This is a genomic window from Sphingopyxis granuli NBRC 100800 (assembly GCF_001591045.1).
In the GTDB taxonomy this organism is placed as follows: Bacteria; Pseudomonadota; Alphaproteobacteria; order Sphingomonadales; family Sphingomonadaceae; genus Sphingopyxis; species Sphingopyxis granuli.
Genome location: NZ_BCUA01000039.1, coordinates 1 through 26284 on the forward strand (window position 1 = coordinate 1; position 26284 = coordinate 26284).

The window sequence follows — 26284 nt, forward strand, 5'->3', positions numbered from 1 at the left end:
ATTCCATTCGATGTCATCACGGTCTAGCCGCAGCAGGCGGGCAGATGCGACGCCGCCAGCCCATGAGCGGCGGTTCCGAATCATGCCATCGCTAAAAGGACACCCCCAGCGACAGCACCACGCCCGCGTCATAATATTTGTCGATCGCCTTCACCCCGGTCTTGGGAATGTCGGTATCGACATATTTGATCCCCGCGGTGATCGGGCCGAAGCTCGCCGATGCACCGATCGACCAGTCCCAATAATGCCCCCCCGGCGCGAATGCCCCGAGCGCGCCGTCGGTATAGCCGACCGATCCCGACAGCGTGACCGGCGTCGTCGGGATGCCCGCCGCGAGGTCGAACCGCAGATAGAGATTGTCGTCGTTGCCGAGCGCGGCCTGGCTCCACGCATAGCCGAGCGTGCCCGTCGCCTCGACCGGCCCCAGCGTGTGCGACAACCGGCCGATCGCCTCCACATAGTCCGACGGCCCCGCCGCCTTGCGTCCGTCGGGATACCAGTAATAGGTCAGCCCGACGTCGACTTCGGTCCCCGACGCGATCTCGGTCGCATAGCCGCCGTAGATATTGGCCTCGATCTCGCCATAGGTCGGCGTGTCCTCGATATTCGATCCCCAGGCGCCGATATAGAGGCCGCTGTCGTGGCTGATCGTGACGCTCGGCTGGATCGCGACGTCGCCGCCCGATTCCGACAGGCCGCGAAACCGATAATCGGAGACGAGATCGACGCTGCCCGAAACGGCGATCGGGCCGACACCGATACCGCGGTCCTGCGCGAGAGCCGGCGTCGCGAAGGCGGCCAGAGCGATGAACGCAGTAGCGCCGAACGCGGCCAGGCCTGCTGTGCGGTGTCGTGTCATGGATGTCCCTTTTTTTCGATTATCGCCTGTTCCGTCCCTTCGGCGGCGCCGAAAGAGCCGCTTTTCCGGCGCGGCACAAGGTGCAACCGGCCGCGCCGGTCGCGGATCGCGCCCGGCTGTGTCTTTCGCGTCACAGCGCCGTCCTCTTCCACGAGCCTTTGCCAAGCGGGCGCCGGAGGGCTAAGGAGCGGCAGCCCCTCCACTATCGAGCAACAGCCATGAGCGATCATAATCCCGGCCTGCGTCCCTGGCGCGACATCGCGCGGCGCGCGTGTCGGCAGATCATGGTCGGCACCGTCCCCGTCGGGGGCGACGCGCCGATCACCGTGCAGACGATGACCAACACGCTGACCAGCGACGCGGTGGCGACGATCGACCAGATCCGCCGCTGCGAAGAGGCGGGCGCCGACCTGATCCGCGTGTCCTGCCCCGACACCGACTCGACCGCGGCGCTGGGCCAGATCGTCCGCGCCTCGCGCATCCCGATCGTCGCCGACATCCATTTCCACTACAAGCGCGCGCTCGAGGCCGCCGACGCGGGCGCGGCGTGTCTGCGCATCAACCCCGGCAACATCGGATCGTCGGAACGCGTCGGCGAGGTCGTGCGCGCCGCCAAGGCGAACGGCTGCGCGATCCGCATCGGCGTCAACGCCGGCAGCCTGGAAAAGGACCTGCTCGAAAAATATGGCGAGCCCTGCCCCGAGGCGCTCGTCGAAAGCGCGCTCGACCATATCAAGCTGCTCCAGGACCATGATTTCCACGAATATAAGGTCGCGGTGAAGGCAAGCGACGTCTTCCTTGCCGTCGCATCCTATATGCAGCTTGCCGAAGCGGTCGACTGTCCGCTGCACCTCGGCATCACCGAGGCGGGCGGGCTGATCGGTGGCACGGTGAAAAGCGCGCTCGGGATCGGCAACCTGCTGTGGGCGGGCATCGGCGACACGATCCGCGTCAGCCTGTCGGCCGAACCCGAGGAAGAGGTGCGCGTCGGCTATGAAATCCTGAAATCGCTGGGCCTGCGCACCCGCGGCGTGCGCGTCGTGTCCTGTCCCAGCTGCGCGCGGCAGGGCTTCGACGTCATCCGCACCGTGCAGAAGCTCGAAGAGGCGCTCCAGCACATCAAGACCCCGATGTCGCTGTCGGTCCTCGGCTGCGTCGTCAACGGGCCGGGAGAGGCGCGCGAGACCGACATCGGCATCACCGGCGGCGGCCACGGCAAACATATGGTCTACCTGTCGGGCGTCACCGACCACCATGTCGAAGACGCCGACATGATCGCGCACATCGTCCAGCTCGTCGAAGCGAAGGCGGCGGAGATCGAGGCGGGCAGCTCGGTGAGCATGGACAAGCTGCACGGCAAGGCGGCGTAGGTCTCTTGTTGCTATTTGGGTCCCGTGATACCTTGATATACCCAAGGAGCACATCATGTCCTATCATGCCAAGCTGATCAAGGGCGGCAAGATCGTCATTCCCGCGGAACTGCGCCGCGAACTGGGATTGAAGGACGGCGATCAACTGGTCATCGAGCGGATGGGCGGCAGCCTGACGATCAAGACCTATGCACAGATGGTGCGCGAGGTGCAGGCGGAGATCAAGCGGCTGGTCGGCCCCTATGAGGGATCGCTGGTCGACGAATTGATCGCCGATCGGCGAGCGGAGGCGGCGGCCGAAGATCGCCGGCCATGACCACCGTCCTCGATGCATCGGCCATCCTCGCGCTTCTTCTGGACGAGACGGGCAGCAATATCGTGCTGGATCAACTCGCCGATGCCCACCTGTCGACCGTCAACATGAGCGAAGCGATCGCCAAACTGGCCGAACGCGGAATCGGGACCGGGCAAGTGCGCCGGCAAATCGAACGGCTGGAGCTTCATATCCATGATTTCGACGCCGATCAGGCCGAACGTGCAGCCGCACTGCGGCCGCTCACGAAGCCGTTCGGCCTGTCGCTCGGCGACCGCGCCTGCCTTGCATTGGCTCAGCGCCTCGGGGTTCCGGTTCTGACCTCGGACCGCCGCATGGCAGACGCGGCCCCGGCCGCCGATCTTCAAATCGACACGATCCGGTAACCTATGACCCTTTCGATCCGTCCCGCAAAACCCGCGGACCTGCCGCTGATCGCCGCGCTCATCCGCGCGCTCGCCGATTATGAAAAGCTCGCCGACGAAGTGCGCTTCGACGAAGCGACGCTCGGCGAGCATCTCTTCGGCCCGCATCCGCATGCCGAGGTGGTGATCGGCGAAGTCGACGGACAGCCGCAGGGTTTTGCGCTTTTCTTCCACAATTTCTCGACTTTCGAAGGAAAGCCCGGCCTTTATCTCGAAGACCTGTTCGTCCGCCCGGAGGCGCGCGGAGCGGGGCTCGGCAAGGCGCTGCTCGCGCATCTGGCAAAGCTTTGCGTCGCGCGCGGCTGCGCACGGCTCGAATGGTCGGTGCTCGACTGGAACGCACCGGCCATCGGCTTTTACGAAAGCCTCGGCGCGCGGATGATGGACGAATGGACGGTGATGCGCGTCGACGGCGCCGCGCTCCCGGCACTCGCGGCGGCGTGAGGCCGGAGTCGGCGCGGGCGCCCTACCGATAGGCCTCGGCCATCCGCTCGGCGCGGCCGCGGTCGAGCGACAGCAGCACCAGGTCGTGCAGCGCGCCGTCGGCGTCGCGGACATGATCGCGCAGCAACGCCTCGGCGCGAAAGCCCGCTTCCTCGAACAGGGTGATCGCACCGCGCTGATCGGGGGTCATGTAGGCGACCAGCTTGGCCGCGCCGCGCTCGCCGGCCAGCACGATGCAGCGGTCGAGAAGCTGCCGCCCCAACCCGCGTCCGCGCCATTCGGGCGCGACGAGCAGCCGCACCTCGGCGACGTGCGGCGACCAGCCGAGCGGATCGGCGAGCAGCGCCGCCGTCGCGACCACCTGTTCCCCGTCGGTCGCGACGAGGCTTGGCATCGTGTCGCCCGCCGCCGCCGCCAGCCACGCCGACACGACCCGCTCGTTGCGGATGTCGCGTGCCAGGAACAGCAGGTCGTGCGCGGGCACCGCCGCGGCGAAGCGCAGGATGGCCGGGCCGTCGCCGGGCTCCAGTTCGCGGATCGTCGCTTCGCTCATACGCTTTTCTCGCCCAGCCATTCGTCGACCATCGGCCACATGCGGCGCACCGCATTGGCGCCGGCGATCAGGCTGACATGCCCGCCCTTCAATTCCACCTGGTTCTTCTCCTGCGACCCTACCATCTCGATCAGCGGCGCCGATGCCGGTGGCGGCACGATATGATCGTGCTGCGCGGTGATGTGCAGATAGGGCGCGGCGATCGCGCCGAGGTCGACCGGCCGCCCCGCGACCGTCATCGTCCCCGCTATCAGCGCATTGTCCCACATCAGCGTCTTGGTCATGTCGCGGAAATATTCGCCGGGAAGCGGCAGCGCATCCATGCCCCAGCGGTCGAACATCCGGTGCGCCTTGACGAATTCATCGTCCCACAGATTATCGTAGAGCCGGATATTGCCCGCGACCCGCTGCGCCGGGCGCAGCATTTCGAAACTGGTCATGATCAGGTCGCTCGGCACGTTGCCGACCGTATCGACCAGCCGGTCGACGTCGAAGAAACTCTTGTCGGACCACGCCTGGAACTGCGGCATGTGGCGGAAGTCGACCGGCGTCGTGAAGGTGACGAGGTTCGCCGGACCCGCCGCCCCGGCGGTTGCCGCCCACAGCAGCGACAACAGCCCGCCGGCGCAATAGCCGACAACGCTGACGTCCGATTCGCCTGTCACCGCGCGGACGCGCTGCACCGCACTCGGCAGGAAATCGAGCACATAGTCGGCGATCCCGACCGTTTTCTCCTCGGGGCGCGGGGCGTCCCAGTCGACCATGAAGACGTCGTAACCCGCCTTCAGCAGGAACTCGACGAAGCTCTGCCCCGGCGCCATGTCGAAGATATAGCCGCGGTTGGTCGGCGCCATCACCAGCATCAGCGGCATGCGGTAGATCTCGTCGACCAATGGGCGGTAGTGATAGAGACGAAAGGTGCCGCGCGAAATCAGCACGTCCTTGCCGCTGCTCCCCACGACCGGCGCGGGGGAGCCAAGATATTCGACTCCCTTGATATTGCGCAGCATCGCGCGCTCGAACTCGCGCCGCGCGGCGGCAAAGGGGTCCGCGTCGGCCTGCGCCGCGGCCCCGCCGGTCATTTCGTCTTACCGGGCTTGCGCGTCCGGGCGGGCTTCGGCGTCCCGTCGGCGGGCTGGCCGCCGCTTGCGAGCAGCGTCTCGATGCGCGCCACCGCCGCCTCGATCGCGCCGATCCGCGCGCCCAGATCCTCGATATCGGCCTTGCTCGGCATCTGGATCGCGTCGAGCGCCTTCAGCATGCCGTCCTTCATCTGCGCCTGCATCGCGACCTTGGCGTTGTTCAGGCCGTTCATCGCCTGCGCCGCCTCTTTCTGCTGGAGGAACTTGGCGCCGAACTCGTTCGCCATCTTTTCCCAATTGCCCAGCATGTCGCGATAGGCATCCATGAAGTCCTGCGGTCCCTTGGTCGCCATGCTTCACCTTCTTCCCGTCATGTTTCGGAGAAGAAGGTTGCACAAGATCGCGCCGCTGTCACGCGCCGCGCTGCAGTCCGATCAGCGGCCGCAGCCAGCCGACGCGCCGCCCGCCGAGATAGAAGGCCCAGCAGCCGGCGACGGTCGCCGCGACCAGCAGCATGAAGAGCGGGAGCGCCGCGACACCGGCCCGGATCAGATACCAGCCCGCGACGACGATGATCGTCTGATGGATGATGTAGAAGGGAAAGACCGCCTCGGCGAGCGGCGCGCGCCAGCGATGGTCGCGGTTCCACCAGCGGTCCGCGATGCCGACCAGCGCGACGATCGCGGCCCAACCCTGCACCTGCCGCGCGCCATGGAACACCATGTCCGCCCATGCGGGCCCGCCCTCCGGCCACGCGCATGCGATCCAGACGATCGGTACGAAGGCGAGGACGGCCAGTATCGCCGCTCCGGTCCGACAACAGGCGACCGCGTCGAACAGGACCGGACGCGCGCGAAGCAGCCACCCGACCGCGAACGCGATCAGGTAATGGAGATGCACCGGCCCGTCATCGACGAGCGCGTGGGTTTCGCGATGGCCCGGAAAGGCGGCGTAGACAAGGAGCCAGCCGGCCATCGGCAGCAGCAGGATATTCCAGCCGCCGAGCCGCCGAGCCGCGCCATCGGCGACCCGCACCCATAGCCGGGACGGCACGATGGCAAACAACAGGGCGGCGAGCATCGTATAGACGCACAGATAGACGACGAACCAAAGATGCTGCCACGTCGGCAGGACGATGCCGTCCAGCGTTCCGAAGCGAAAATAATCGTGCAGCCAGAAATGAAGCAGGCCGCGGGCATAGCCATGCTGCCCGATCAGTTCGATCCACGGCTGTGGCGGTATGACGACGAGGATGCCGAACGCGAGTGGGATCAACAGCCGCGCGCTTCTTGCCCGTGCAAAGCTCCCTGCCCCGCCAAGCTTCACCAGCAGCGCCGCGCTGGCATATCCCGAAACGAGGAACAGCAGCGGCAGCCGCCAGCCGTTGGTGGCAAGCATGGGAATCGTGGCCCAATCGATCGTCGGCTCGCTCTTGACGTGCCAACCCCATGGCACGAAGACCATGCCGATATGATAGAGGATCAGCAGCGCGAACGCCCCGATCCGCAGCCAGTCCATGCCAAGATGCCGTGTCGCTCCGGCCACGCCGAATCTCCTTTGCCCGGTTTCGCGAGGACGGCTACGTCAGGACCGGGCGGAGCCGCGACCGGAGCGGGACCAGCGGCGGAGGGAGCGTGACCGAAGGAACAGCGCCTGGGACCAACGGCGGCGGAGCCGGGACGAATCGCATCAGCCCGCGCCGGCTGACGATCCTGCTCGTCGGCGCGCTTTTCGCTTACGGCCTCATCCGCATCACCTCGAACGTCTATTCCTATCTCGCCGAGCGCCATGCCTTCGGCCGCGACGTGCCGGCGTCGACGGCCTGGGCCTATGAGGGCACCAGCCTCGTCGCCTGGACGATGATGATCCTGCTCTGCTGGTTCGGTGTCCGCTTCATCCGTCCGCCGCGCTTCGGCTGGATCGCGACGATCGCGATCCATGCCGCGCTCGCCCTGCCCGTTTCGCTCGCGCATATCGCGCTGATGGTGGGGCTGCGCATGGTCGTCTGGTGGCTTGCCGGTAGCAGCTATTCGTTCGAATCGCCCGACGGATCGCCGATCCTCTATGAACTGCGCAAGGACGCGGCGACCTATGCCGAACTGATCCTGCTCATCTTTCTGATGCAGTGGCTGATCGCGCGCCACGCCGCGCCCTCCACGCCGACCGAAGCATCGCGGACGCTGACCGTGAGCGATGGATCGGTCGCGCACCACCTGCCGGTCGCCGAGATCGATCATGTCGCCGCCGCAGGCAATTATGTCGAGATCGCATGGCGCGGGCGCCGCCTGCTCCATCGCGCGACGCTGAGTGCGGTCGAGACCGAATTGGCCGGCGCCGGCTTCGTGCGCATCCACCGGAGCCGCCTCGTCCGCAAGGACGCGGTGCGCCGCGTCGTCACGCACAGGAGCGGCGATTTCGACGTCGAACTGGCGAACGGCGAGGTGCTGCGCGGCAGCCGCCGATACCGCCCCCGCATCGAAGGCTGAACGCGGTCGCTGCGCCTAGAGTGGGTTCGGTTTTGATGGAATCAAAACCGGCACTCTCGATTCTTGTTTTGCCGTGTTTTCCGAGTCGTCAGGTGATTCCACCTGATTTGAAAACACTCTATCGCGCCTGCCCGCAGGTGACGGAACCGCTGCCGATATTGCGCACCGTGCAGGTCGGTCGGCCAAGCACGACGGTCCGCCCGATCCCGCGTGCCGTGATCGTCGCGGATTTTTCGGCCCGCAGGACATGGTCCCCCGCCCCTTCGCTGTCGCTGGTCCATTCGCCCGCCACCAGCGCCCCGGCGTCGAGGCTGCCGGCCCCCGACAGCGTCGCCTGCGCCTGTTTGACAGAACCCGCGAGCGTCATCGCGCCGTTGCCGATCATCGCAACCGACAGCCGGTCGCCGACCACCTCGCCCACCCGGATCTCGCCGGGGCCGCGCAGACCGATGCTCACGCGCGTTCCCTTCAGCCGGTCGATGTGCAGCGCGCCCGCGCCGCCCAGCATGGCCGACCGCAAATTGACGGCATTGACGCGGACTGTCACCGGCGCCTGCGGTTTCGACCGGCGAACGTCGCCCGCGAACCGGCGCTCGCCGATCACCAGGCGCCCGTCACGCGTTTCGAGGCTGACGCGATCGAGCGCTTCGGGCGTCCCGATCGCGACCGCGCCGACCGGCGCCCGCGTCGTCACCTCGACGATGAAATCGGCATCGACCTCTATCGCCTCGAAACTGGTGAGGCCGAAGCGCTTCTCCGCGCTTGCCGCGGGTCCGGCGAAGAGGATGGCGGCAGCCGCAAACGCGGCCCATCGCGAGGCGCTGGTCATACCGCCGCCTTAACCGTTCCGCGCGGGCCGCGCCAGCGGGCGCGTCACCTGCAGGTGACGGTGCCCGATCCCATCTTGCGCGTCGAACAGGTCGCGCCGCCGGTCAGCGTCACGTCGCCCGAACCGAGGACGCGGACGTCGGCCTTGCCGGTCGCCTGCGTCTCGACATTGCCCGACCCCGTGACCGAGACGGCCAGCGTCGTCGCGACCAGCCCGTCGGCATCGACGTCGCCCGATCCGGTCACGCTGATGTCGCCCGCGTCGATCGTGCCATTGTCGATATCGATATCGCCCGACCCCGACAAGGTGATGTCGGCGCGCTTGCCGGTAAGCTTCGCGATCTTGAGGTCGCCCGACCCGGTCAGCACCGCCTCGACCTTGTCGCCCGCGACCGCGTCGGCGTCGATCGAACCCGACCCGGTCAGCCGCACGGTGTCGAGTTTCGGCATGGTGATCGCGATCTCGACACCGCGATGGCGGCCGCCGCCGAGACTGAAGCCCTCGCGCTTGCGGCCGATCGACAGCAGCGCTCCGTCGAGCGTGATATCGAGTTCGTCGATCTCCGCCTGCGGTCCCCTGGCTGCGATCGAAAAATTGTCGCCCTGACGGATCGTGACGTCGTCAGGGCCTGCGACCTTGACGCCGGTGAATCCGGTAAGGGTGAAATTCTGCGTCGTTTTCGGTCCCGCATCGGCGGCGCGGTCGGCATCGCCGCGCGTCTCGCTGCGGTCGCCGCGATCGGCGCCGCTGCAGCCCGTCGCGGTCATCGCCAGCGCCAGCGGGAGGAAGGCCATCGTCCAGTTGCGCATCGCATATCTCCTTCGTGTGTTATGGTTATAATACACGAAGGAGGGACTGTCCAGCGCGACCGGCGCCGCGCCATCTTGTCGCCACCTTCGCGGTGCAAAGGGATGGCTTCCCTTCCCCGAGAGTATGGACGATGAGCGTAGCCTTTCGGCGCGAGAGCGACGACGAACATAAGGAACCGACCTTCGAATGGCCGATTCCGCCGGGACCGAATCTGGTGACGCCGCGCGGGTTGCGCCTGCTCGGCGAAGGCGTGGCGGCGCTCGACGCGGCGATCGAGGCGGAAACGGATGCCGAAGCGAAGGCAAAGCTGCAACGCCAGCTCCGCTATCTCGGCACGCGCAAGGCGACCGCCGAGGTGCAGGAACCGCCCGCGGAAGGGTCGGTCGGTATCGGCAGCCGGGTGCGCTACCGGCTGAACGGCGCCGACCGCGAAGTGACGATCGTCGGCCATGACGAGGCGGACCCGACCGTCGGGCGCATCGCCTTCACCGCCCCGCTCGGCCGCGCGCTGCTCGGCGCCGAGGTCGAGGATATGGTCGAATTCCAGGGACGCGAAGACGCGATCACGGTCCTGGCCGCCGCTCCCAACCCCGAGGCGCAGGCATGAAGGACAAGTTCGAACGCCACAAGCAGCCATGGACGGCGGCGGAAATCGACAAGCTGCATACGCTTGCAAGGAAGGGCATGGCGCTGAAGGCGATCGCCAGGGCGCTGACGCGCAGCGAGGAGTCGGTGAAGGCGCGCGCCAAGCAGGACGGGCTGTCGATCGCAAAGCTGCGCTGACCGCGGATGACCGCTGCCCCTTATGATGCCATCGTGCTGGGCGCCGGCGCAGCCGGGCTGATGTGTGCCGCGGTCGCCGGGCAGCGCGGACGGCGGGTGCTGCTGCTCGATCATGCCGACGCGATCGGGAAGAAAATCCTGATCTCCGGCGGCGGGCGCTGCAATTTCACCAACATTCACACGGCCGCCGACCGCTATATTTCGGCGAATCCCCATTTCGCAAAATCGGCGCTCGCCCGCTACACTCCCGCCGATTTCCTGGCGCTGGTCGAAGCGCATGGCATCGCATGGCACGAAAAGACGCTCGGCCAGCTGTTCTGCGACGGATCGGCGAAGCAGGTCGTCGCGATGCTGATGGAAGAGGCGGCGAAGGGCGGCGTCACCATATTGCACGGCCAGCCGGTCCGCGAGGTCGCGCACGGCGTGGACGGGTTCGGGGTGACCTTCGGCGAAAGGCGCTTCACCGCCCCGGCGCTGGTCGTCGCAACGGGGGGTCCGTCGATTCCGAAGATGGGCGCGACAGGCTTCGCCTACGACCTCGCGCGGCGCTTCGGCCTGAAGGTCGTCGAGCCGCGTCCCGCGCTCGTCCCGCTGACGCTCGGCGGCGACGATCTGCTGTTCCGCGAGCTGTCGGGTGTCGCGGCCCCGGTCGAGGCGCGCGCGGGCAAGGCGGCTTTCCGCGAAGCCGCGCTGTTCACCCATCGCGGCCTGTCGGGGCCCGCGATCCTCCAGGTCAGCAGCTATTGGCAGCGCGGCGATCCGGTGACGATCGACTTCCTGCCCGACGCCGCGCCCGGCTGGCTGGTCGAGGCGAAGCGCGCGCGGCCGCGGGCGACGCTGGCCTCGACCCTCGCGCCCCTGCTCCCCGCCCGGCTCGCCCAGACGCTCGCCGACCGTCTTGCGCTACCCGGCGAACTGGGAGCGCAGACCGACCGCAAGCTCGTAGAGGCCGAGACGCGCCTGAAGCGCTGGGCCTTCCAACCCAACGGCACCGAGGGCTTCGCCAAGGCCGAGGTCACCGTGGGCGGCATCGCGACCGCCGGGCTGTCGTCGCAAACAATGATGGCCAAAAGCGTTCCGGGGCTCTATGCGGTCGGCGAAGCCGTGGATGTCACCGGGTGGCTGGGCGGCTATAATTTTCAATGGGCGTGGGCCAGCGGATACGCAGCGGGCCAGGCGCTTTAGGAAAAGCTTGCGTCCCTTCGTCGCCCCGGATTTGATCCGGGGTCCATTCAGCGCTTCGTGGCAAGGGGCGAATGGATGCCGGATCGGGTCCGGTATGGCGAATTAACGAATCGGCGGCGCGGCCCGTTACGGAAAAGAAGAGAAATATGGCCTTCGATCATCTTCCCCCCGCCCTCGCGGACGCTCTCGGCGCGCGCGATTATCAGACGCTGACCCCGGTGCAATCGCAGGTTATCGAAGCCGGGGCCCACGGCCGCGACCTGCTCGTTTCGGCGCAGACGGGTTCGGGCAAGACGGTCGCCTTCGGACTTGCGATGGCCGACGAACTGCTGGCGGACGGCCGCCTTCCCTTCGCCTCGGCGCCGCTTGCGCTGATCGTCGCGCCGACGCGCGAACTGGCCCTGCAGGTCAGCCGCGAACTGGCATGGCTCTACGCCGCCACCGGCGCGCGCATCGCGACCTGCGTCGGGGGGATGGACGCGAGCCGCGAGCGCCGGGCGCTGAATCAGGGCGTGCACATCGTCGTCGGAACGCCCGGCCGATTGCGCGACCATCTCGAGCGCGGCGCGCTCGACCTCGCGGCGCTGCGCGTCGCGGTGCTCGACGAGGCCGACGAAATGCTCGACATGGGCTTTCGCGAGGATCTGGAGGAAATCCTCGACGCGACGCCCGAAACGCGGCGCACGCTGCTGTTCTCGGCGACGATCCCCAAGCCGATCGCCCAGCTCGCCAAACGCTATCAGCGCGATGCACTTCGCATCTCGACGGTCGGCGAGGATCGCGGCCACGGCGATATCGCCTATCAGGTCGTGACCGTCGCGCCCGCCGATATCGAAAGCGCGGTGATCAACCTGCTGCGCCTGCACGACGCCGAAACCGCGATGCTGTTCTGCGCCACGCGCGACAATGTCCGCCGCCTGCACGCGCGGCTGGTCAACCGCGGCTTCGCCGCCGTCGCGCTGTCGGGCGAGCATAGCCAGAACGAGCGCAACCAGGCGCTGCAGGCGCTGCGCGACCGCCGGGCCCGGGTGTGCGTCGCGACCGACGTCGCGGCGCGCGGTATCGACCTGCCCAGCCTGAGCCTGGTCGTCCATGTCGAAATCCCGCGCGATGCCGAAACGCTCCAGCACCGTTCGGGTCGCACCGGGCGCGCGGGGAAGAAGGGGACCGCGGTGCTGATCGTCCCCTATCCGCGCCGCCGCCGTGTCGACGCCATGCTGCGCGGCGCGCGGATCGACGCCGAATGGACCGGCGCCCCGACCGCCGACGACGTGCGGGCACGCGACCGCGAACGGCTGATCGAGGCGCTGCTCGCCCCCATCGAGCATGACGACGAGGATATCGAGCTCGGCCGTCGCCTGCTCGCCGAGAGCGCGCCGGAGGAGATCGCCGCCGCGCTCGTCCGCGCGCACCGCGCCACCATGCCGCTGCCCGAGGAACTGATCGACAACGGCCCGCCGCCGCGCCGCGAGCGGGGCGAACGCGCCGAACGCGAACCGCGCGAGCGCGGCGGGCACCGCGACGGTTTCGACGACAGCGTCTGGTTCCGGCTCAACATCGGTCGCCGCCACAATGCCGACCCACGCTGGATATTGCCGCTGCTCTGCCGCCGCGGCCATGTCACCAAGCACGAAATCGGCGCGATCCGCATCGGCCCGAACGAAACGCTGTTCAACATTCCGCTCGCCATCGCCGACCGCTTCGCCGAGGCAGTCGAGCGCAGCGCCAACAAGGATGGCGAAGACGACAATGGCGTCGCGATCACGCCGGCGCCCGGCGGCGCGACCTGGCCGCCGCGACGCGAAGCGGGTCCGCGCAAGGACGGGCCGCGCAAGCCCCATGGCAAGCCCGGCGGGTTCAAGGCCAAGCCCTTCGGCAAGGGCAAGCCGCGCTCGCCCCGCTGACTCACCCCCTCCTCCGAAGATGAGGGGCTTATATCGCATCAACCCTTGCGCTGGCTGTCCGCTCGCTCCAGATGAAGCGGACCAGCAGGAGAGCAGCCATGCAGGCAATCGAGGCGTTCATCGCGGAGCAGGGCGGTCCCGAGGTTATCCAGTGGCGCGAGGTGACGCTCGGCGCGCCCGATGCCGGACAGGTGCTGGTGCGCCAGACCGCCATCGGGCTCAACTATATCGACACCTATCATCGCGACGGCACCTATCCGATCGAGCTTCCCGGCGGACTGGGCGTCGAAGCGGCGGGCGAGGTGGTCGCGACCGGCCCCGACGTCCACGACCTGCAGCCCGGCGACCGCGTCGCGACCTTCGGCCCGCAGCGGGGCGCCTATGCGAGCGCGCGGATCCTTCCCGCCGCGTCGCTGATGAAGCTGCCGGCCGGCATCGACGACGACACCGCCGCCGCCGCGCTGCTCAAGGCCTGCACCGTCGAGGCGCTGGTCGAGCGCTGCGCGAAGGTCGAGGCCGGCTGGCCGGTGCTGGTCCATGCCGCGGCGGGCGGCGTCGGGCTGATCCTCGTCCAATGGCTGAAGGCGGTCGGCGCGACGGTGATCGGCACCGTCAGCACCGAAGCCAAGGCGCAGACGGCCCGCGACGCCGGCGCCGACCATGTCATCCGCTACAAGCAGGAAGATGTCGCCGCGCATGTTCGCGAGATCACCGACGGCCAGGGCGTCCCCGTGACCTTCGACGGCATCGGCATGGCGACATGGACCGTGTCGCTGAAGGCGACCGCACGGCGCGGGTTGATCGTCAGCTACGGCAATGCCGGCGGACCGGTGACCGGGGTCAATCTGGGCGTCCTGGCGCAGCATGGGTCGCAGTTCGTGACGCGGCCGACGCTGTTCGACTATTATCTCGACCCCGGCGAACGCGCGGCGGGCGCCGCGCGCGTGTTCGAGATGATCGAAAGCGGGGCGGTGGCGATCACCGTCGGCCAGCGCTATGGGTTGCAGGACGCGGCGCGCGCGCATGCCGATCTGGAGGCGGGACGGACGACCGGGTCCAGCTTGCTGATTCCATAGTCTCCCCTCCCGCCTGCGGGAGGGGTCGGGGTGGGCAGCAACGGTGCGACCAGCCCACCCCGCTGCGGCTAGCGAACAAGTTCGCAAGCCTCGCTGCCCCTCCCGCAGGCGGGAGGGGGGAAAGCCTACGCCTAGATCCTACCCCTTCAACCGCTCCGCATGCCATGCGACATGCTCGGCCATGAAGGTCGAGATGAAATAATAGCTGTGGTCGTAACCCGGCTGCATGCGGATCGTCGCTTTCTGTCCGGCCTTTCGGCACGCCTCTTCGAGAAGCGGCGTCTTCAACTGATCGGCGAGGAAGGTGTCCGCATCGCCCTGGTCGACCAGCAGGTCGGGCAGCCGGGCGCCGCCGTCGATCAGCGCGCAGGCATCATAGGCGGTCCATAGCGCGCGGTCGGGGCCCAGATAGCCGCCCAGCGCCTTTTCGCCCCACGGGCACTGCGTCGGCGCGACGATCGGCGCGAAGGCCGAGACCGAGCGGAAACGGTCGGGGGTGCGCAGCGCCACGGTCAGCGCGCCATGGCCGCCCATCGAATGGCCGCTGATCCCCTGCCGCGTCATGTCGGCCATCGGGAAATGGCGCAGCAGCAGCGAGGGCAGTTCGTCCTCGATATAGGAGCGCATCCGGTAGTTCTTCGCCCATGGTTCGACGGTCGCATCGACATAGAAGCCCGCGCCGAGGCCGAAATCCCAGGCTGCGTCGGGGTCGCCGGGAACGCCCTCCCCCCGCGGCGAGGTGTCGGGCGCGACGAAGATGATGCCGTGCGCCGCGCAGGCGGCGCGATATTCGCCCTTCTCCATCACATTGGCATGGGTGCAGGTCAGCCCCGACAGATACCAGAGCACGGGCAGTTTCGCGCCTTCCGCATGGTCGGGCACGAAGATCGCGAAGCTCATGTCGGTCGCGGTCGTGTCGCTCGCATGGCGGCAGACGCTTTGCGTGCCGCCATGGCTGCGGGTCGTCGAAAGGGTTTCGATGGTCATGCGATGGCCTGAACGGGGATGGGCGCCACCAGCGGATCATGCCCCCAATGGCGCAGAAGGTCGAGGATCGCCGCCCCGGCGAGCCCCAGCGTCGCAGTATTGCGCAGCGGATGGACGTTGACGCGGCTCGCCGCGGCCAGGCCCGCATCGAGCACGACGGCGATGCTGCCCGGCGGCGCGTTGATCGCGGCGAGCGGCGTCACCGATCCCGGCTGGATGCCGAGCAGCCGCTCCATATCCTCCGGCTTGCCGAAGCTCACGCGCTTGCAGCCGATCGCATCGGGCAGCGCCTTCAGGTCGACGCGCGCCGCGGCCAGCACGGTGACGAGCCAGAAGGCCCCGCCGGCATCCTTGAGGAACAGGTTCTTGCTGTGCGCACCGGGGATCGCAGCGCTGACCTTCTCGCTTTCGGCGACGGTGAACACCGCGACATGTTCGTGCGCGGCAAAGGGAATCGCGAGCGCATCGATATCCGCCAGCAGTCCCGCTTCGCCGCGCACGACCGTCCTCACATCCGGTGCAGGGCGCAGAGCTTGTTGCCCGACGGATCGCGCAGATAGGCGAGATACATCTTCATGCCATTGCCTTCGCGCACGCCCGGCGGGTCTTCGATCGCGGTGCCGCCCGCTTCGACCCCGGCACGATGCCACGCGTCGGCCTGTTCGGGATTGGCCATCGCGATACCGATGGTGCAGCCGTTGCCCGCGGTCGCCGGCTGCCCGTCGATCGGCGCCGTCACCAGGAACAGACCGCCGTTGTGCATATAGATCAGGCGCCCCTTGTCGTCCTGGATTCCCGGCTTGCCGCCGATCGCCTGGAAGGTCGCATCATAGAATTTCCGCGATGCCTCGAGGTCGTTCGACCCGACCATATTGTGGCTGTACATGTGTCCGCTCCTCCTGATTCTGGTTGCGAATCGATACCTATAGCGTTGCCTAGCGGAAGACCACCGTCTTGCACCCGTCGATCAGCACGCGCTGTTCGGCGACCCAGCGCACCGCGCGCGCGAGCACCTGCGCCTCGATATCGCGGCCGGTGCGGATCAGGTCGTCGACCGAATGGCGATGATCGACACGCTCGACCGCCTGTTCGATGATCGGGCCCTCGTCGAGGTCGCCGGTCACGAAATGCGCGGTCGCGCCGATCAGCTTCACCCCGCGCTCGTGCGCACGGTGATAGGGCCGCGCGCCCTTGAAGCCGGGCAGGAAGCTGTGGTGGATATTGATGCAGCGCCCGATGAGCCGCGCCGACAGGTCGGTCGACAACACCTGCATATAGCGCGCGAGCACCAGATAATCGGCCTTGCCGCGCGCCATGACGTCGAGGATCGCGGCCTCCTGTTCGGCGCGGTTGGCGTCACTGACGGGCAGATGATGAAAGGGCACGCCATGCCATTCGGAAAGCCGCCGCAGATGCTCGTGATTCGACACGACCCCGACGACGTCGATCGCCAGATTCCCCGTCGACCAGCGGTGGAGCAGGTCGTTGAGGCAGTGGCTGCCCTGCGATACGGCGATGACGAAGCGCGGCTTTTGCGCCGCGTCGCGAATGCGCGCATCCATCGCAAAGCGTTCGACGACCGGCGCGAACGCCGCCTGCACCGCGGCGAGCCCTTCGGGAAAGCGGGGTCCCGCGGCGCGGAACGCGACCCGCATGAAGAAGCGCCCCGATTCGAGATTGGCATATTGCTGGCTGTCGAGGATGAAGCCGTCGGCTTCGGCGAGCAACCCCGTCACGGCCGCGACGATGCCCACCGCGTCGATGCAGCTGAAGGTCAGGACGTAGCCCGGATGGTCGGTCGCGGCGGTCATCGGCGGTGCGGCACCCTTCAGACGATCCGGTAAAGCGCGCAGAGCTTGTTGCCCGCCGGATCGCGCAGATAGGCGAGATAGAGCCGCCGGCCCTCGGTGGCATCGCGCGGCCCCGGCGGGTCCTCGATCGCGGTCCCGCCGTTCGCGACGCCCGCCGCGTGCCACGCATCGACCGCCTCGGGCGAAGACGCGGCAAAACCCAGCGTCCCGCCGTTCGCGCCATGCGCGGCCTTGCCATCGATCGGCGCGCTGATCAGGAAGCGCCCCCCCGCATGGCTGTAGACGAGCCGGCCACGCTCGTCGATCACGCCGGGCGCGGCGCCCAGCGCGCCGAGGATGGCATCGTAGAAACGGCGGGCGGCCTCGATATCGTCAGCGCCGAGCATCACATGGCTGAACATGGGCGCGTCAATACACCACGACGCTGCGGATGCTTTCGCCCGCGTGCATCAGGTCGAAACCCTTGTTGATCTCCTCCAGCGTCAGGACGTGGGTGATCATCGGGTCGATCGCGATCTTGCCGTTCATGTACCAGTCGACGATCTTCGGCACGTCGGTGCGGCCCCTGGCACCGCCGAAGGCCGTGCCCTTCCACACGCGGCCGGTGACGAGCTGGAACGGGCGTGTCGCGATTTCCTTGCCCGCCTCGGCGACGCCGATGACGATGCTCTCGCCCCAGCCGCGGTGGCAGCATTCGAGCGCGGTGCGCATCACCTCGGTATTGCCGGTGGCGTCGAAGCTGTAGTCGGCACCGCCGTCGGTGACCTCGACGATCTTTGCCACCGTCTCGTCGCGCGACAGGCCCTTCGAGTTGATGAAGTGCGTCATGCCGAACTTGCGGCCCCATTCCTCGCGATCGGGGTTGATGTCGATGCCGATGATCTTGTCGGCGCCGACCAGCTTCGCGCCCTGGATCACGTTGAGCCCGATGCCGCCGAGACCGAAGACGACGACATTCTCGCCCGCCTGCACCTTCGCGGTGTTGACGACCGCGCCGACGCCGGTGGTGACGCCGCAGCCGATGTAGCAGCTCGTCTGGAACGGCGCGTCTTCGCGAATCTTCGCGACCGCGATCTCGGGCAGCACGGTGAAGTTGGAGAAGGTCGAGCAGCCCATATAGTGAAAGATCGGCTGACCCTTGTAGCTGAAGCGCGTCGTGCCGTCGGGCATCAGCCCCTTGCCCTGCGTCGCGCGGATCGCGGTGCACAGGTTGGTCTTGCCCGACAGGCAGCTTTTGCACTGGCGGCATTCGGGGGTGTAGAGCGGGATCACATGATCGCCGGGCTTCACCGACGTCACGCCTGCGCCGACCTCTCGCACGATGCCCGCGCCTTCGTGGCCGAGCACCGACGGAAAGATGCCTTCGCTGTCGAAGCCGTCGAGGGTGTAGGCGTCGGTGTGGCAGATGCCCGTCGCCATGATCTCCACCAGCACCTCGCCCGCCTTCGGGCCTTCGAGGTCGAGTTCGACGATCTCGAGCGGTTTCTTCGCTTCGAACGCGACGGCGGCGCGGGTTTTCATGGGGCGGTCTCCTTCTCGCAGGTCCCCATCACGCAATCACCGACGCAATGCAAGCGTCCGGCGGACCGTCAGGCGATTCGAGTCGCCCCCACCCTGCCTGCAGAAAGAGTCATCTGTCCGCGGTGCCGCCACCTGCAGCCGAAGATGCACATGCTGCGCGGGGAATTGCCGGGGCCGAAGCGGATTGACGTAGCTTAAAGAACGAGCAGCTACAGCTTTTGAGTAAGTGCCTTCAACCACTTACCGAAATAATATCCAACCAATGCACCAAGGCTTGGCCAAAGCGGACCGAAAAGATAATCCAGCCCGCTTGTTGAGCGGAGATCTGCTGGATGCCCGCTTTGCCACCATGCTACGTAAAACAACATCGCGACAGGGATAATTAACAAGATCGAACAGCCAACTCTTGGTCGCGCGAACGCCAACCCAACAGCAAGCCCGGCAACCATACCAAAAACGAGCATGAGTTCGATTGTCATAATAATCACCTTAACCTGCGAATCTACTTCCGCAATTGGTGATTATAGGTCGCTCAACACTCCACCACGCTGACTGCCAGCCCGCCCTTCGACGTTTCCTTGTATTTGTCGCGCATGTCGCGGCCGGTTTGCAGCATCGTCGCGATCACCGTGTCGAGGCTGACGACATGGGTGCCGTCGCCGATCATCGCGATGCGGCTGGCGTCGATGGCCTTGATGGCGCCCATCGCGTTGCGCTCGATGCAGGGGATCTGGACGAGGCCGCCGATCGGATCGCAGGTGAGACCGAGGTTGTGCTCCATGCCGATCTCGGCGGCGTTCTCGATCTGCGCGTTGGTGCCGCCGAGCGCGGCGGTCAGCCCCGCCGCCGCCATCGAGCAGGCGACGCCGACCTCTCCCTGGCAGCCGACCTCCGCGCCCGAGATGCTGGCGTTGCGCTTGTAGAGCGCGCCGATGGCCCCCGCCGTCAGCAGGAAGGTCCGCACCCCCGCCGCATCGCCGCGGCAGCCGCGCCGGTAATAGCGGATCACCGCCGGGATGATCCCCGCGGCGCCGTTGGTCGGCGCAGTGACGACGCGGCCGCCGGCGGCATTCTCCTCGTTCACCGCCATCGCCCACAGGTTGATCCAGTCCATCATCGCGAGCGGTTCGGACAGGTTCGCCTCGTGCCGCTCGCGGATGTCGGCGGCGATCTGCGGCGCGCGGCGCCGGACCTTGAGACCGCCGGGCAGGATGCCGGTGCTCGCGCAGCCCGCGTCGATCGATGCATCCATCGCCGCCGCGATCGCGTCGAGCCCTGCCTCAACCTGCTCCGCGTCGCGGTGCACGAGTTCATTGTCGAGCATCATCGCGGCGAAGCTCTTTCCCGACGCCGCGCCCATCGCCATCAGGTCGGCGCCCGAGGTGAAGGGAAAGGGCAGCTCGACCTCGTCCTCGGCGCCGCGGCTGTTGCGTCCCGCCTCCTCCTCGTCGACGACGAAGCCGCCGCCGATCGAGAAATACATGCGCTTCGCCAGTATCTCACCGTCCGCGTCGCGCGCGGTGAAGCTGAGCGCGTTGGTGTGGAAGGGTTGGCGCTGGCGCATCTGGAAATGCAGGTCGCGCTTCGGTTCGAAGCGCACCGGAACCCGCCCGAGCAGATCGAGACGGCCTTCGCGCTCGGCGCGCGCCCAGTGCGCCTGGATCGCGGCAAGGTCGGTCGTCGCGGGCACCTCCCCCGCCAGTCCCGCGACGAGCGCGGTATCGGAGGCGTGGCCCTTGCCGGTCAGCGCCAGCGAGCCATAGAGATCGGCCTCGACATGCGCCGCGCGGTCCAGCAGGCCATGCGCATCGAGCCACTCGCCGAAGCGGCGGCCCGCGACCATCGGTCCGACGGTGTGCGAGCTCGACGGACCGACACCGATCTTGAACAGTTCGAAAAGGCTGATCGTCATGGCGGCGCTATAGGCCAAGCCCCGCGGGGACGATAGGGGTGCGCGGACCGGTCGCCGCCGGTCCGCGCCCCGTATCGCCCGTCGTCATCCGGCGCTTACCGGACGACGGGCCTTCGTCACGCCGCTGGGTAGGTCCAGGCGCCGTCGCGCGCCAGATTCTCGGCCGCGAAATCCCAGTTGAGCAGCTCGTCGACCACCGCGTTCACATAATCGGGGCGGACGTTCTTGCGGTCGATGTAATAGGCATGCTCCCACACGTCGATGACGAGCAGCGGCTTGGCGCCGCCGGTTGCCTCGGTCCCCGCGTCGTGCGTGTCGGTGACCGACAGCTTGCCGTCCTTGGCGACGAGCCAGGCCCAGCCCGAGGCGAAGTGGTTGACCGCGGTGTCCTTGAGCTTTTTCTTGAGGTCGTCGAGCGAGCCGAAATCGCGGTCGATCGCCGCGGCGAGATCCCCCTGGGGCGCGGCCTTCGTCGGCGACAGGCTGTTCCAGTAGAAGGCGTGGTTCCACGACTGGGCGGCGTTGTTGAACAGCCCCTTGTTGCCCGCGCTCTCGGCATGGCGGACGATGTCCTCGAGGCTCTTGTCCGCAAGGTCGGTGCCCTCGATCGCGGCATTGACCTTGTCGACATAGGCCTTGTGATGCTTGCCATGATGCGTCGCGAGCGTGTCGGCCGAGATATGCGGCGCGAGGGCATCCTGCGCATAGGGCAGGGGCGGGAAGGCGATCGTCATGGCAGTCTCCATTTTTTGCTTGAACGGATAGGGCTTCTAACTCGGTATCGCGCTTAGCGCTTACAACCCTGCGAAGGCAAATTTTCCTGCCCGGCCAGTCATGTCGCCATCGCCTTCAGCGTCGCGATGCGGTCGGCCTCTTCCGCCGGTTTGTCGCGCCGGATGCGGGCGATGCGCGGGAAGCGCATCGCGAGCCCCGACTTGTGCCGCTTCGACGGGTGGATCGAATCGAAGGCGACCTCCAGCACCAGCGTTTTTTCCACCTCGCGCACCGGGCCGAAGCGATCGGTGGTGTGGTCGCGCACGAACTTGTCGAGCCATTTCAGCTCCTCGTCGGTGAAGCCCGAATAGGCCTTGCCGACGGGCAGCAGCTCGCCCGCGTCGGACCAGCAGCCGAAAGTGTAGTCCGAATAGAAGCTGGCGCGCCGCCCATTGCCGCGCTGCGCATACATCATCACGCAGTCGGCGGTCAGCGGGTCGCGCTTCCACTTGTACCACAGCCCGGCGCGGCGCCCCGCCACATAAGGCGCGTCGCGCCGCTTGAGCATCACCCCCTCGATCGCCGCGTCGCGCGCGCCCGCGCGCAGTTCCGCCAGATGCGCGAAATCGCGCGCCTCGATGACCTGCGACAGGTCGAAATGGCTGATCGCGAGCCGCGGCACGAACGCTTCCAGCTGCCGCCGCCGCTCGGTCCACGGCAGCAGGCGCAGGTCGTTGCCGTCGACGCCGAGCAGGTCGTAGACGCGCACGAAGGCGGGATAGTCGGCGAGCATCCGTTTCGTCACCGTCTTGCGCCCGAGCCGCTGCTGGAGCGCGTTGAAGCTGGCGGCGCCGCCCTCGACCCCGCCCTGCGCTTCGCCGCGCACCAGCAGTTCGCCGTCGATCACCGCATCTTGGTCGAAGGCGGCGAGCAGTTCCGGAAAGGCGGCGCCGATATCCTCTCCGCCGCGGCTGTAGAGGCGCGTCTCGGCGCCGCCCGCGCCGCCGCCACGCACGATCTGGACGCGGATGCCGTCCCATTTCCATTCGGCGGCGAAGGCAGCGAAATCGATCGCCTCGCTCTCGTCGAGCGGATGCGCGAGCATGAAGGGGCGAAAGAAGGCGACGTCGGCGAGATCGGGCCGGGCGGCGCGCCCCTCGCCCCACGCGAAGAGCGGCGCATAGGGCGGCGGGATCGCGTGCCACAACTCCTCGACGTCATCGACCGGCACATCGAACGCCTGCGCGAAGGCCTGCTTCGCGAGCCGCGCCGACACCCCGACCCGCATCCCGCCGAGCGCCAGCTTGAGCAGCGCATAGCGGCCGTCGGCGTCGAGACGGTCGAGCAGCGAAGCAAGGACCGCGGGCGCATCGCTGCGTGTCGCGGCAGACAAGGCGTCGACGGCAGCGGAAACGCTGATGTCGCCCTTTTTCCCTGAACCGTCCGGCCACAGCAGCGCCGCGGTCTCCGCCGTGTCGCCGACGAAATGGCGCGACAGGCGGAACAGTTCCTCATCGATCCGCGTCGCGAGCAGCGCACGCACGGTTCCCGCCTTCACCGCCGGGAAATCGAGCGCGTCGGTCAGCGCCGCGAGCGCCCAGCCGCGATCGGGATCGGGCGTGTGCCGAAGATAATCGACGATCAGCGCCAGCTTGCTGTTGCGCGAACGCGTGTAGACCAGCCGGTCGATCAGGGCCGCGAAGCGCTTCACGCCTCTTCCTCCAGATCGCGCCCGACGAGATGCAGCGCGCGCGCCCGGCGCTGCGTCAGTTCGCACCAGCGCAGCAGCCCTTCTTCGCTGCCGTGGGTGATCCAGCTTTCGCGCGGTTCCACCTCGGCGATCGTCGCGGTGAGTTCGTCCCAGTCGGCATGGTCGGAGATGACGAGCGGCAGTTCGACCATGCGCGCCCGCGCGCGCTGGCGCACCCGCATCCAGCCCGAGGCCATGGCGGTGACCGGATCGGGCAGCCGCCGCGACCAGCGGTCGTGCAGGGCGGAAGGCGGCGCGAGCACGACCTGCCCCGCCATCTCGGCCTTTGCGGTCTCGCCGACCAGCCGCAGGTCGCCGAGCGCCACGCCATGGTCGGCGTAGAGCGCGCACATGCGTTCGAGCGCGCCGTGGATGAAGATCGGCGCATCCCATCCCGCGCGGCGCAGTTCGGCGATCACCCGCTGCGCCTTGCCCAGCGCATAGGCGCCGACGAGGACGCAGCGGTCGGGCTCGGCGCGCACCGCGGCGAGCAGCTTCGCAATCTCTCCGTCGGTCGGCGGATGGCGGAACACCGGGAGGCCGAAGGTCGCCTCGGTGATGAAGATGTCGCAGGGGACGATTTCGAACGGCGCGCAGGTCGGGTCGGCGCGGCGCTTGTAATCGCCGGTGACGACGATCCGCTCGCCGCGATATTCCATCGCGATCTGCGCGCTGCCGAGGACGTGTCCGGCGGGGTGGAAGGAAAAGCGCACGCCGCCGCGTTCGAACCCGTCGCCGTAGGCGAAGGCGGCATTGCGGCTCGCCGCGGTATCGACGCCATAGCGCAGCGCCATGATCGCCAGCGTCTCCGGCGTCGCGAAGACCGCGTGATGACCGCTGCGCGCATGGTCGGCATGGCCGTGCGTCACCGCCGCGCGCTCGACCGGGCGCGACGGGTCGATCCACAGATCGGCCGGCCGCACGTAGAGGCCATGCGGATGCGGTTCGAGCCAAGCCGCCGTACGCGCCATCAGACAGCCCCCGTCACGCCAGCAGCGTCCGCGCCCGGACGAGGTCGGCGACGAAGGCGGCGCGCTCCTGCGCCGCCCGCTCGCGATCGGGCATGCGAAGCAGGAAGGACGGATGGACCGTCGCCACCAGCCTTGCGCCTCCCTCCAGTTCCACCGCGTGCCCACGCATCGACCGGATGCTCGCGCTCTTTCCCGTCACTCCGCGCAGCGCCGTGGCGCCCAGCGTGACGATGAGATCGGGCTGCACCAATGCGCGCTCCCTGTCGAGCCACCAGCGGCAGATGTCGACCTCTCCGGTGGTCGGGGTCTGGTGCAGCCGCCGCTTGCCGCGCGGCGTGAACTTGAAATGCTTGACCGCATTGGTGAGGAAAAGCCGCCGGCGGTCGAGCCCGGCCTCGTCCAGCGCGGCGTCGAGAAGCCGGCCCGCCGGGCCGACGAACGGCCGGCCCTGCCGGTCCTCCTGATCGCCCGGCTGTTCGCCGATCAGCATGATGCGCGCGCTCTTCGGTCCCTCGCCCGCCACGCCCTGCGTCGCGTGGCGATAGAGCGGGCAGCGCGTGCAGCGATCGACCGCCGCCGCCAGCGCGGACAGCGTTGCGGGAGCGTCGGAGGCATCGGCGGATGGCTGATCTTCGGGCACGCGGGTCGGTTCCGTCTCCGTTCGGGTCGTTCCCGAAACGGCCGCCGCCCGCTTCCGTTCCTGTTCTGCTCGAATCCGGCTCGCCCTTCCAGGGCGAGGGCGCCCGGGTCGCCGTCTTTCCTTCCGAAGGCCCCCTATCGCTCGCGATATTCGGGCGGGCGCTTGTCGAGGAAAGCGGTGAGCGCTTCCTTGTAATCCTCGGTCGCCGACAGGATCACCTGCTGCCGGTCCTCGATCGCCATCGCCGCTTCCAGGCTCGGCGCGTCGATGTTGAGGTTCAGCGCCTGCTTGGACAGGCGCAGGCCCCATGGGCTGGTCGCGAGCATCTCTTCGGCGAGCGCGAGCCCGCGGTCGAGCAGCTTGTCCTCGTCGACGATCTCGCTGATCAGCCCCGCCGCGAGCGCCCGCTCCGCGCCGACGAAGCGCCCGGTCAGGATCATCTCCGACGCGAGGCTCGCCCCGACGAGGCGCGGCAGGAAATAGCTCGACGCCATGTCGCAACCGCCGAGCCCGATGCGGATATAGGCGGCGTTGCAACGAAAGCTGGGCGCGCCGTAGCGCACGTCCGACGCGAGCAGCAGCGACAGCCCCCCACCCGCCGCGGCGCCGTGGCCGAGCGCGATGATCGGCTGCGGACAGGCGCGCATCCTGCGATAGATATTGCCGATATCGGTCTGGGTCCGCAGCGTGCGCAACACCGGCGTTTCGTCGCCGGCCCGGTCCTCCTGGATGTCGAGCCCGGCGCAGAAACCGCGACCGGCGCCGCGCAGCAGCACGACGCGCACATCCTTGCGTTCGGCGAGCCCGCCGAAATAGGCGTTCAGCGCCTCGACCAGCCCTTCGTTCAGCGCATTCAGCCGCTCGGGCCGGTTGAGCGTCGCGATCTCGACCGCGCCGCGCCGCTCGACGATCAGCTCGCCCTTCGCTTCGTCCGTCACAAGGTCTGCCCGTCGTCGACGGTGATGACGCTGCCGGTCACCCCCGCCGACGCGTCGGAGGCGAGGAAGAGCAGCGGCGCATGGAGGTCGCTGGCCGGGCGCAGCCGCTGGCGCGGGAAGCTGGCGACGAACTTGCGGCCCGCCTCGCTGCTGAACAGTTCGGCGGTCATCTCGGATTCGAAATAGCCGGGCTGGATGACGTTCACGTTGATCCCGCGCCGCGCCCATTCGCGTGCGAAGGCCTTGCCCATGTGGCGCGCCGCCGCCTTGGTCGCGCCATAGACAGAGGTCGCCGGGAACACCTTGTCGGCGGTGATCGAACCGATGATGACGACGCGGCCGTGCTGCCGCTCGCGGCTGCCCGCGGCTTCGAGCCGCCGCGCGCCCTCGGTCACGGTCAGGAAGACGCCGCGGACATTGGCGGCAAGCAGGCCGTCGACCTCTTCGACCGCCAGCCCCAGCGCCACCTTCTCGGTCGCCACGCCGGCGTTGGCGATGATCGTGTCGACGGTACCGAACGCCGCCTCCGCGGCATCATAGGCGGCCTTCGTCGATGCCTCGTCGGTCACGTCGAGCGACACCGCGACCGCCTGCCCCCCCGCCGCCTCGATCGCGGCGACCTGTTCGGCGAGCCGGTCGGCGCGCCGCGCGGCCAGCACGACTTTCGCGCCCGCCGCGGCCAGCGCCCGCGCGAACCCGGCACCGAGCCCCGACGACGCCCCCGTCACCAGCGCGACGCGCCCCGAAAGATCGAATTGCGGTTCCTTGCTCATAGATGTCTCCCGTTCCGATGCAGCGACCGATAGACAAGTTACCGTTTACGTCAACCGAGGGGAGCGTGGCGCGGCGGTGGGCGCCTCCCTTCCAAGCAAAGTCACGCGACGCATTTCAAACTGTGTCGCCATTGCGTGCATGCGCCGC

Annotated in this window: 31 protein-coding genes; 10 read left to right on the forward strand and 21 right to left on the reverse strand. The window is 67.9% G+C overall.

Features of this window, described 5'->3' with window-relative positions; genetic code table 11:
- Positions 1-91: 91 nt before the first annotated feature.
- The gene (locus SGR02S_RS10710; RefSeq protein WP_067109147.1) at positions 92-859 is read right to left on the reverse strand and encodes a TorF family putative porin; all 768 of its coding nucleotides are present in this window, start codon (positions 857-859) and stop codon (positions 92-94) included.
- Between the two features lie 218 nt (positions 860-1077).
- Here SGR02S_RS10710 and ispG point away from each other — a divergent pair, with 218 nt between their 5' ends.
- From ispG to SGR02S_RS10730, 4 genes are read left to right on the forward strand one after another with little or no spacing between them, the layout of a single operon-like run.
- Positions 1078-2229, forward strand: coding sequence for a flavodoxin-dependent (E)-4-hydroxy-3-methylbut-2-enyl-diphosphate synthase (gene ispG / locus SGR02S_RS10715; protein WP_067109151.1), 1152 nt, complete (start codon positions 1078-1080; stop codon positions 2227-2229).
- Between the two features lie 55 nt (positions 2230-2284).
- Positions 2285-2545: an AbrB/MazE/SpoVT family DNA-binding domain-containing protein gene (locus SGR02S_RS10720; protein ID WP_067109155.1), complete on the forward strand. Its 261-nt coding sequence runs from the start codon at positions 2285-2287 to the stop codon at positions 2543-2545.
- A complete protein-coding gene (locus SGR02S_RS10725) occupies positions 2542-2928 on the forward strand; it encodes a type II toxin-antitoxin system VapC family toxin (protein WP_067109159.1) in 387 nt (128 codons plus the stop codon). The genes SGR02S_RS10720 and SGR02S_RS10725 overlap by 4 nt, the downstream gene beginning before the upstream one ends.
- 3 nt (positions 2929-2931) lie before the next feature.
- A complete protein-coding gene (locus SGR02S_RS10730; protein ID WP_067109162.1) occupies positions 2932-3411 on the forward strand; it encodes a GNAT family N-acetyltransferase in 480 nt (159 codons plus the stop codon).
- Between the two features lie 22 nt (positions 3412-3433).
- Here SGR02S_RS10730 and SGR02S_RS10735 read toward each other — a convergent pair whose 3' ends face one another.
- The 4 genes from SGR02S_RS10735 to SGR02S_RS10750 are packed head-to-tail and all read right to left on the reverse strand — an operon-like array spanning position 3434 to position 6591.
- Entirely contained in the window at positions 3434-3964 is a 531-nt protein-coding gene (locus tag SGR02S_RS10735; RefSeq protein WP_067109165.1) for a GNAT family N-acetyltransferase, read from the reverse strand.
- On the reverse strand, positions 3961-5046 hold the full coding sequence (locus tag SGR02S_RS10740; RefSeq protein ID WP_067109168.1) for an alpha/beta fold hydrolase: 1086 nt from the start codon (positions 5044-5046) through the stop codon (positions 3961-3963). The genes SGR02S_RS10735 and SGR02S_RS10740 overlap by 4 nt, the downstream gene beginning before the upstream one ends.
- Complete coding sequence (locus SGR02S_RS10745; protein ID WP_067109171.1) at positions 5043-5399, reverse strand: hypothetical protein; 357 nt, start codon at positions 5397-5399, stop codon at positions 5043-5045. The genes SGR02S_RS10740 and SGR02S_RS10745 overlap by 4 nt, the downstream gene beginning before the upstream one ends.
- Before the next feature lie 58 nt (positions 5400-5457).
- Entirely contained in the window at positions 5458-6591 is a 1134-nt protein-coding gene (locus tag SGR02S_RS10750; RefSeq protein ID WP_337180171.1) for an acyltransferase family protein, read from the reverse strand.
- 89 nt (positions 6592-6680) lie between these two features.
- On the opposite strand from SGR02S_RS10750, the gene SGR02S_RS10755 reads away from it, so the two are divergent.
- Positions 6681-7532, forward strand: a complete 852-nt coding sequence (locus SGR02S_RS10755; protein ID WP_067109178.1) for a LytR/AlgR family response regulator transcription factor — start codon at positions 6681-6683, stop codon at positions 7530-7532.
- Between the two features lie 118 nt (positions 7533-7650).
- Here the strand turns inward: SGR02S_RS10755 and SGR02S_RS10760 are convergent, their stop codons facing one another.
- Positions 7651-8361 (reverse strand): head GIN domain-containing protein, encoded by a 711-nt coding sequence (locus tag SGR02S_RS10760; protein WP_067109181.1) that lies wholly within the window; start codon positions 8359-8361, stop codon positions 7651-7653.
- A 44-nt stretch (positions 8362-8405) separates the two neighbouring features.
- Entirely contained in the window at positions 8406-9170 is a 765-nt protein-coding gene (locus SGR02S_RS10765; protein ID WP_067109184.1) for a head GIN domain-containing protein, read from the reverse strand.
- A gap of 131 nt (positions 9171-9301) precedes the next feature.
- Here SGR02S_RS10765 and SGR02S_RS10770 point away from each other — a divergent pair, with 131 nt between their 5' ends.
- From SGR02S_RS10770 to SGR02S_RS10790, 5 genes are all read left to right on the forward strand, one after another.
- Positions 9302-9778: a GreA/GreB family elongation factor gene (locus SGR02S_RS10770; RefSeq protein WP_067109187.1), complete on the forward strand. Its 477-nt coding sequence runs from the start codon at positions 9302-9304 to the stop codon at positions 9776-9778.
- Positions 9775-9954: a hypothetical protein gene (locus SGR02S_RS10775; RefSeq protein WP_067109190.1), complete on the forward strand. Its 180-nt coding sequence runs from the start codon at positions 9775-9777 to the stop codon at positions 9952-9954. The genes SGR02S_RS10770 and SGR02S_RS10775 overlap by 4 nt, the downstream gene beginning before the upstream one ends.
- A 6-nt stretch (positions 9955-9960) precedes the next feature.
- Complete coding sequence (locus tag SGR02S_RS10780; protein WP_067109193.1) at positions 9961-11139, forward strand: BaiN/RdsA family NAD(P)/FAD-dependent oxidoreductase; 1179 nt, start codon at positions 9961-9963, stop codon at positions 11137-11139.
- Positions 11140-11285: 146 nt separating this feature from the next.
- Positions 11286-13043, forward strand: coding sequence for a DEAD/DEAH box helicase (locus tag SGR02S_RS10785; protein WP_067109196.1), 1758 nt, complete (start codon positions 11286-11288; stop codon positions 13041-13043).
- A 98-nt stretch (positions 13044-13141) separates the two neighbouring features.
- On the forward strand, positions 13142-14119 hold the full coding sequence (locus tag SGR02S_RS10790; RefSeq protein WP_067109198.1) for a quinone oxidoreductase family protein: 978 nt from the start codon (positions 13142-13144) through the stop codon (positions 14117-14119).
- 138 nt (positions 14120-14257) lie between these two features.
- Here SGR02S_RS10790 and fghA read toward each other — a convergent pair whose 3' ends face one another.
- From fghA to SGR02S_RS10855, 14 genes are all read right to left on the reverse strand, one after another.
- Positions 14258-15106 carry an S-formylglutathione hydrolase gene (gene fghA, locus SGR02S_RS10795; RefSeq protein WP_067109202.1) on the reverse strand — a complete coding sequence of 283 codons (849 nt, stop codon included), beginning with the start codon at positions 15104-15106 and terminating at the stop codon, positions 14258-14260.
- Positions 15103-15606, reverse strand: a complete 504-nt coding sequence (locus SGR02S_RS10800) for a prolyl-tRNA synthetase associated domain-containing protein (protein ID WP_067109245.1) — start codon at positions 15604-15606, stop codon at positions 15103-15105. The genes fghA and SGR02S_RS10800 overlap by 4 nt, the downstream gene beginning before the upstream one ends.
- 8 nt (positions 15607-15614) lie before the next feature.
- Positions 15615-15992 carry a VOC family protein gene (locus tag SGR02S_RS10805; RefSeq protein ID WP_067109204.1) on the reverse strand — a complete coding sequence of 126 codons (378 nt, stop codon included), beginning with the start codon at positions 15990-15992 and terminating at the stop codon, positions 15615-15617.
- A gap of 49 nt (positions 15993-16041) precedes the next feature.
- Positions 16042-16917: a formyltetrahydrofolate deformylase gene (gene purU / locus SGR02S_RS10810; protein WP_067109207.1), complete on the reverse strand. Its 876-nt coding sequence runs from the start codon at positions 16915-16917 to the stop codon at positions 16042-16044.
- A gap of 17 nt (positions 16918-16934) precedes the next feature.
- Positions 16935-17318: a VOC family protein gene (locus tag SGR02S_RS10815; RefSeq protein WP_067109210.1), complete on the reverse strand. Its 384-nt coding sequence runs from the start codon at positions 17316-17318 to the stop codon at positions 16935-16937.
- Positions 17319-17325: 7 nt separating this feature from the next.
- Positions 17326-18438 carry an S-(hydroxymethyl)glutathione dehydrogenase/class III alcohol dehydrogenase gene (locus tag SGR02S_RS10820; RefSeq protein WP_067109213.1) on the reverse strand — a complete coding sequence of 371 codons (1113 nt, stop codon included), beginning with the start codon at positions 18436-18438 and terminating at the stop codon, positions 17326-17328.
- A gap of 209 nt (positions 18439-18647) precedes the next feature.
- Complete coding sequence (locus SGR02S_RS19615; protein ID WP_082797089.1) at positions 18648-18917, reverse strand: hypothetical protein; 270 nt, start codon at positions 18915-18917, stop codon at positions 18648-18650.
- 53 nt (positions 18918-18970) lie between these two features.
- Positions 18971-20350, reverse strand: a complete 1380-nt coding sequence (locus SGR02S_RS10825; RefSeq protein WP_067109248.1) for an L-serine ammonia-lyase — start codon at positions 20348-20350, stop codon at positions 18971-18973.
- A 116-nt stretch (positions 20351-20466) separates the two neighbouring features.
- On the reverse strand, positions 20467-21084 hold the full coding sequence (locus SGR02S_RS10830; RefSeq protein WP_067109216.1) for a superoxide dismutase: 618 nt from the start codon (positions 21082-21084) through the stop codon (positions 20467-20469).
- A 98-nt stretch (positions 21085-21182) separates the two neighbouring features.
- Positions 21183-22775 (reverse strand): cisplatin damage response ATP-dependent DNA ligase, encoded by a 1593-nt coding sequence (locus SGR02S_RS10835; RefSeq protein ID WP_067109219.1) that lies wholly within the window; start codon positions 22773-22775, stop codon positions 21183-21185.
- Complete coding sequence (locus SGR02S_RS10840; protein ID WP_067109222.1) at positions 22772-23785, reverse strand: ligase-associated DNA damage response exonuclease; 1014 nt, start codon at positions 23783-23785, stop codon at positions 22772-22774. Before SGR02S_RS10840 ends, SGR02S_RS10835 begins: the two co-directional genes overlap by 4 nt.
- Before the next feature lie 13 nt (positions 23786-23798).
- Positions 23799-24575, reverse strand: a complete 777-nt coding sequence (locus SGR02S_RS10845; RefSeq protein WP_156483052.1) for a UdgX family uracil-DNA binding protein — start codon at positions 24573-24575, stop codon at positions 23799-23801.
- Positions 24560-25363, reverse strand: a complete 804-nt coding sequence (locus SGR02S_RS10850) for an enoyl-CoA hydratase/isomerase family protein (RefSeq protein WP_082797091.1) — start codon at positions 25361-25363, stop codon at positions 24560-24562. The genes SGR02S_RS10845 and SGR02S_RS10850 overlap by 16 nt, the downstream gene beginning before the upstream one ends.
- On the reverse strand, positions 25360-26136 hold the full coding sequence (locus tag SGR02S_RS10855; RefSeq protein WP_067109228.1) for an SDR family NAD(P)-dependent oxidoreductase: 777 nt from the start codon (positions 26134-26136) through the stop codon (positions 25360-25362). The genes SGR02S_RS10850 and SGR02S_RS10855 overlap by 4 nt, the downstream gene beginning before the upstream one ends.
- Positions 26137-26284: the final 148 nt, after the last annotated feature.

What these genes read in the sequence shown, in the direction of transcription:
- SGR02S_RS10770 (WP_067109187.1), top strand. Translation starts at nt 9,302, where the DNA reads ATGAGCGTAGCCTTTCGGCGCGAGAGCGACGACGAACATAAGGAACCG.
- SGR02S_RS10775 (WP_067109190.1), top strand. Translation starts at nt 9,775, where the DNA reads ATGAAGGACAAGTTCGAACGCCACAAGCAGCCATGGACGGCGGCGGAA.
- SGR02S_RS10815 (WP_067109210.1), bottom strand. Translation starts at nt 17,318, where the DNA reads ATGTTCAGCCATGTGATGCTCGGCGCTGACGATATCGAGGCCGCCCGC.
- SGR02S_RS10710 (WP_067109147.1), bottom strand. Translation starts at nt 859, where the DNA reads ATGACACGACACCGCACAGCAGGCCTGGCCGCGTTCGGCGCTACTGCG.
- SGR02S_RS10740 (WP_067109168.1), bottom strand. Translation starts at nt 5,046, where the DNA reads ATGACCGGCGGGGCCGCGGCGCAGGCCGACGCGGACCCCTTTGCCGCC.
- fghA (WP_067109202.1), bottom strand. Translation starts at nt 15,106, where the DNA reads ATGACCATCGAAACCCTTTCGACGACCCGCAGCCATGGCGGCACGCAA.
- SGR02S_RS10830 (WP_067109216.1), bottom strand. Translation starts at nt 21,084, where the DNA reads ATGACGATCGCCTTCCCGCCCCTGCCCTATGCGCAGGATGCCCTCGCG.
- SGR02S_RS10855 (WP_067109228.1), bottom strand. Translation starts at nt 26,136, where the DNA reads ATGAGCAAGGAACCGCAATTCGATCTTTCGGGGCGCGTCGCGCTGGTG.
- SGR02S_RS10825 (WP_067109248.1), bottom strand. Translation starts at nt 20,350, where the DNA reads ATGACGATCAGCCTTTTCGAACTGTTCAAGATCGGTGTCGGTCCGTCG.
- SGR02S_RS10805 (WP_067109204.1), bottom strand. Translation starts at nt 15,992, where the DNA reads ATGTACAGCCACAATATGGTCGGGTCGAACGACCTCGAGGCATCGCGG.
- SGR02S_RS10820 (WP_067109213.1), bottom strand. Translation starts at nt 18,438, where the DNA reads ATGAAAACCCGCGCCGCCGTCGCGTTCGAAGCGAAGAAACCGCTCGAG.
- SGR02S_RS10720 (WP_067109155.1), top strand. Translation starts at nt 2,285, where the DNA reads ATGTCCTATCATGCCAAGCTGATCAAGGGCGGCAAGATCGTCATTCCC.
- ispG (WP_067109151.1), top strand. Translation starts at nt 1,078, where the DNA reads ATGAGCGATCATAATCCCGGCCTGCGTCCCTGGCGCGACATCGCGCGG.
- SGR02S_RS10785 (WP_067109196.1), top strand. Translation starts at nt 11,286, where the DNA reads ATGGCCTTCGATCATCTTCCCCCCGCCCTCGCGGACGCTCTCGGCGCG.
- SGR02S_RS19615 (WP_082797089.1), bottom strand. Translation starts at nt 18,917, where the DNA reads ATGACAATCGAACTCATGCTCGTTTTTGGTATGGTTGCCGGGCTTGCT.
- purU (WP_067109207.1), bottom strand. Translation starts at nt 16,917, where the DNA reads ATGACCGCCGCGACCGACCATCCGGGCTACGTCCTGACCTTCAGCTGC.
- SGR02S_RS10840 (WP_067109222.1), bottom strand. Translation starts at nt 23,785, where the DNA reads ATGGCGCGTACGGCGGCTTGGCTCGAACCGCATCCGCATGGCCTCTAC.
- SGR02S_RS10790 (WP_067109198.1), top strand. Translation starts at nt 13,142, where the DNA reads ATGCAGGCAATCGAGGCGTTCATCGCGGAGCAGGGCGGTCCCGAGGTT.
- SGR02S_RS10780 (WP_067109193.1), top strand. Translation starts at nt 9,961, where the DNA reads ATGACCGCTGCCCCTTATGATGCCATCGTGCTGGGCGCCGGCGCAGCC.
- SGR02S_RS10730 (WP_067109162.1), top strand. Translation starts at nt 2,932, where the DNA reads ATGACCCTTTCGATCCGTCCCGCAAAACCCGCGGACCTGCCGCTGATC.
- SGR02S_RS10735 (WP_067109165.1), bottom strand. Translation starts at nt 3,964, where the DNA reads ATGAGCGAAGCGACGATCCGCGAACTGGAGCCCGGCGACGGCCCGGCC.
- SGR02S_RS10760 (WP_067109181.1), bottom strand. Translation starts at nt 8,361, where the DNA reads ATGACCAGCGCCTCGCGATGGGCCGCGTTTGCGGCTGCCGCCATCCTC.
- SGR02S_RS10725 (WP_067109159.1), top strand. Translation starts at nt 2,542, where the DNA reads ATGACCACCGTCCTCGATGCATCGGCCATCCTCGCGCTTCTTCTGGAC.
- SGR02S_RS10765 (WP_067109184.1), bottom strand. Translation starts at nt 9,170, where the DNA reads ATGCGCAACTGGACGATGGCCTTCCTCCCGCTGGCGCTGGCGATGACC.
- SGR02S_RS10745 (WP_067109171.1), bottom strand. Translation starts at nt 5,399, where the DNA reads ATGGCGACCAAGGGACCGCAGGACTTCATGGATGCCTATCGCGACATG.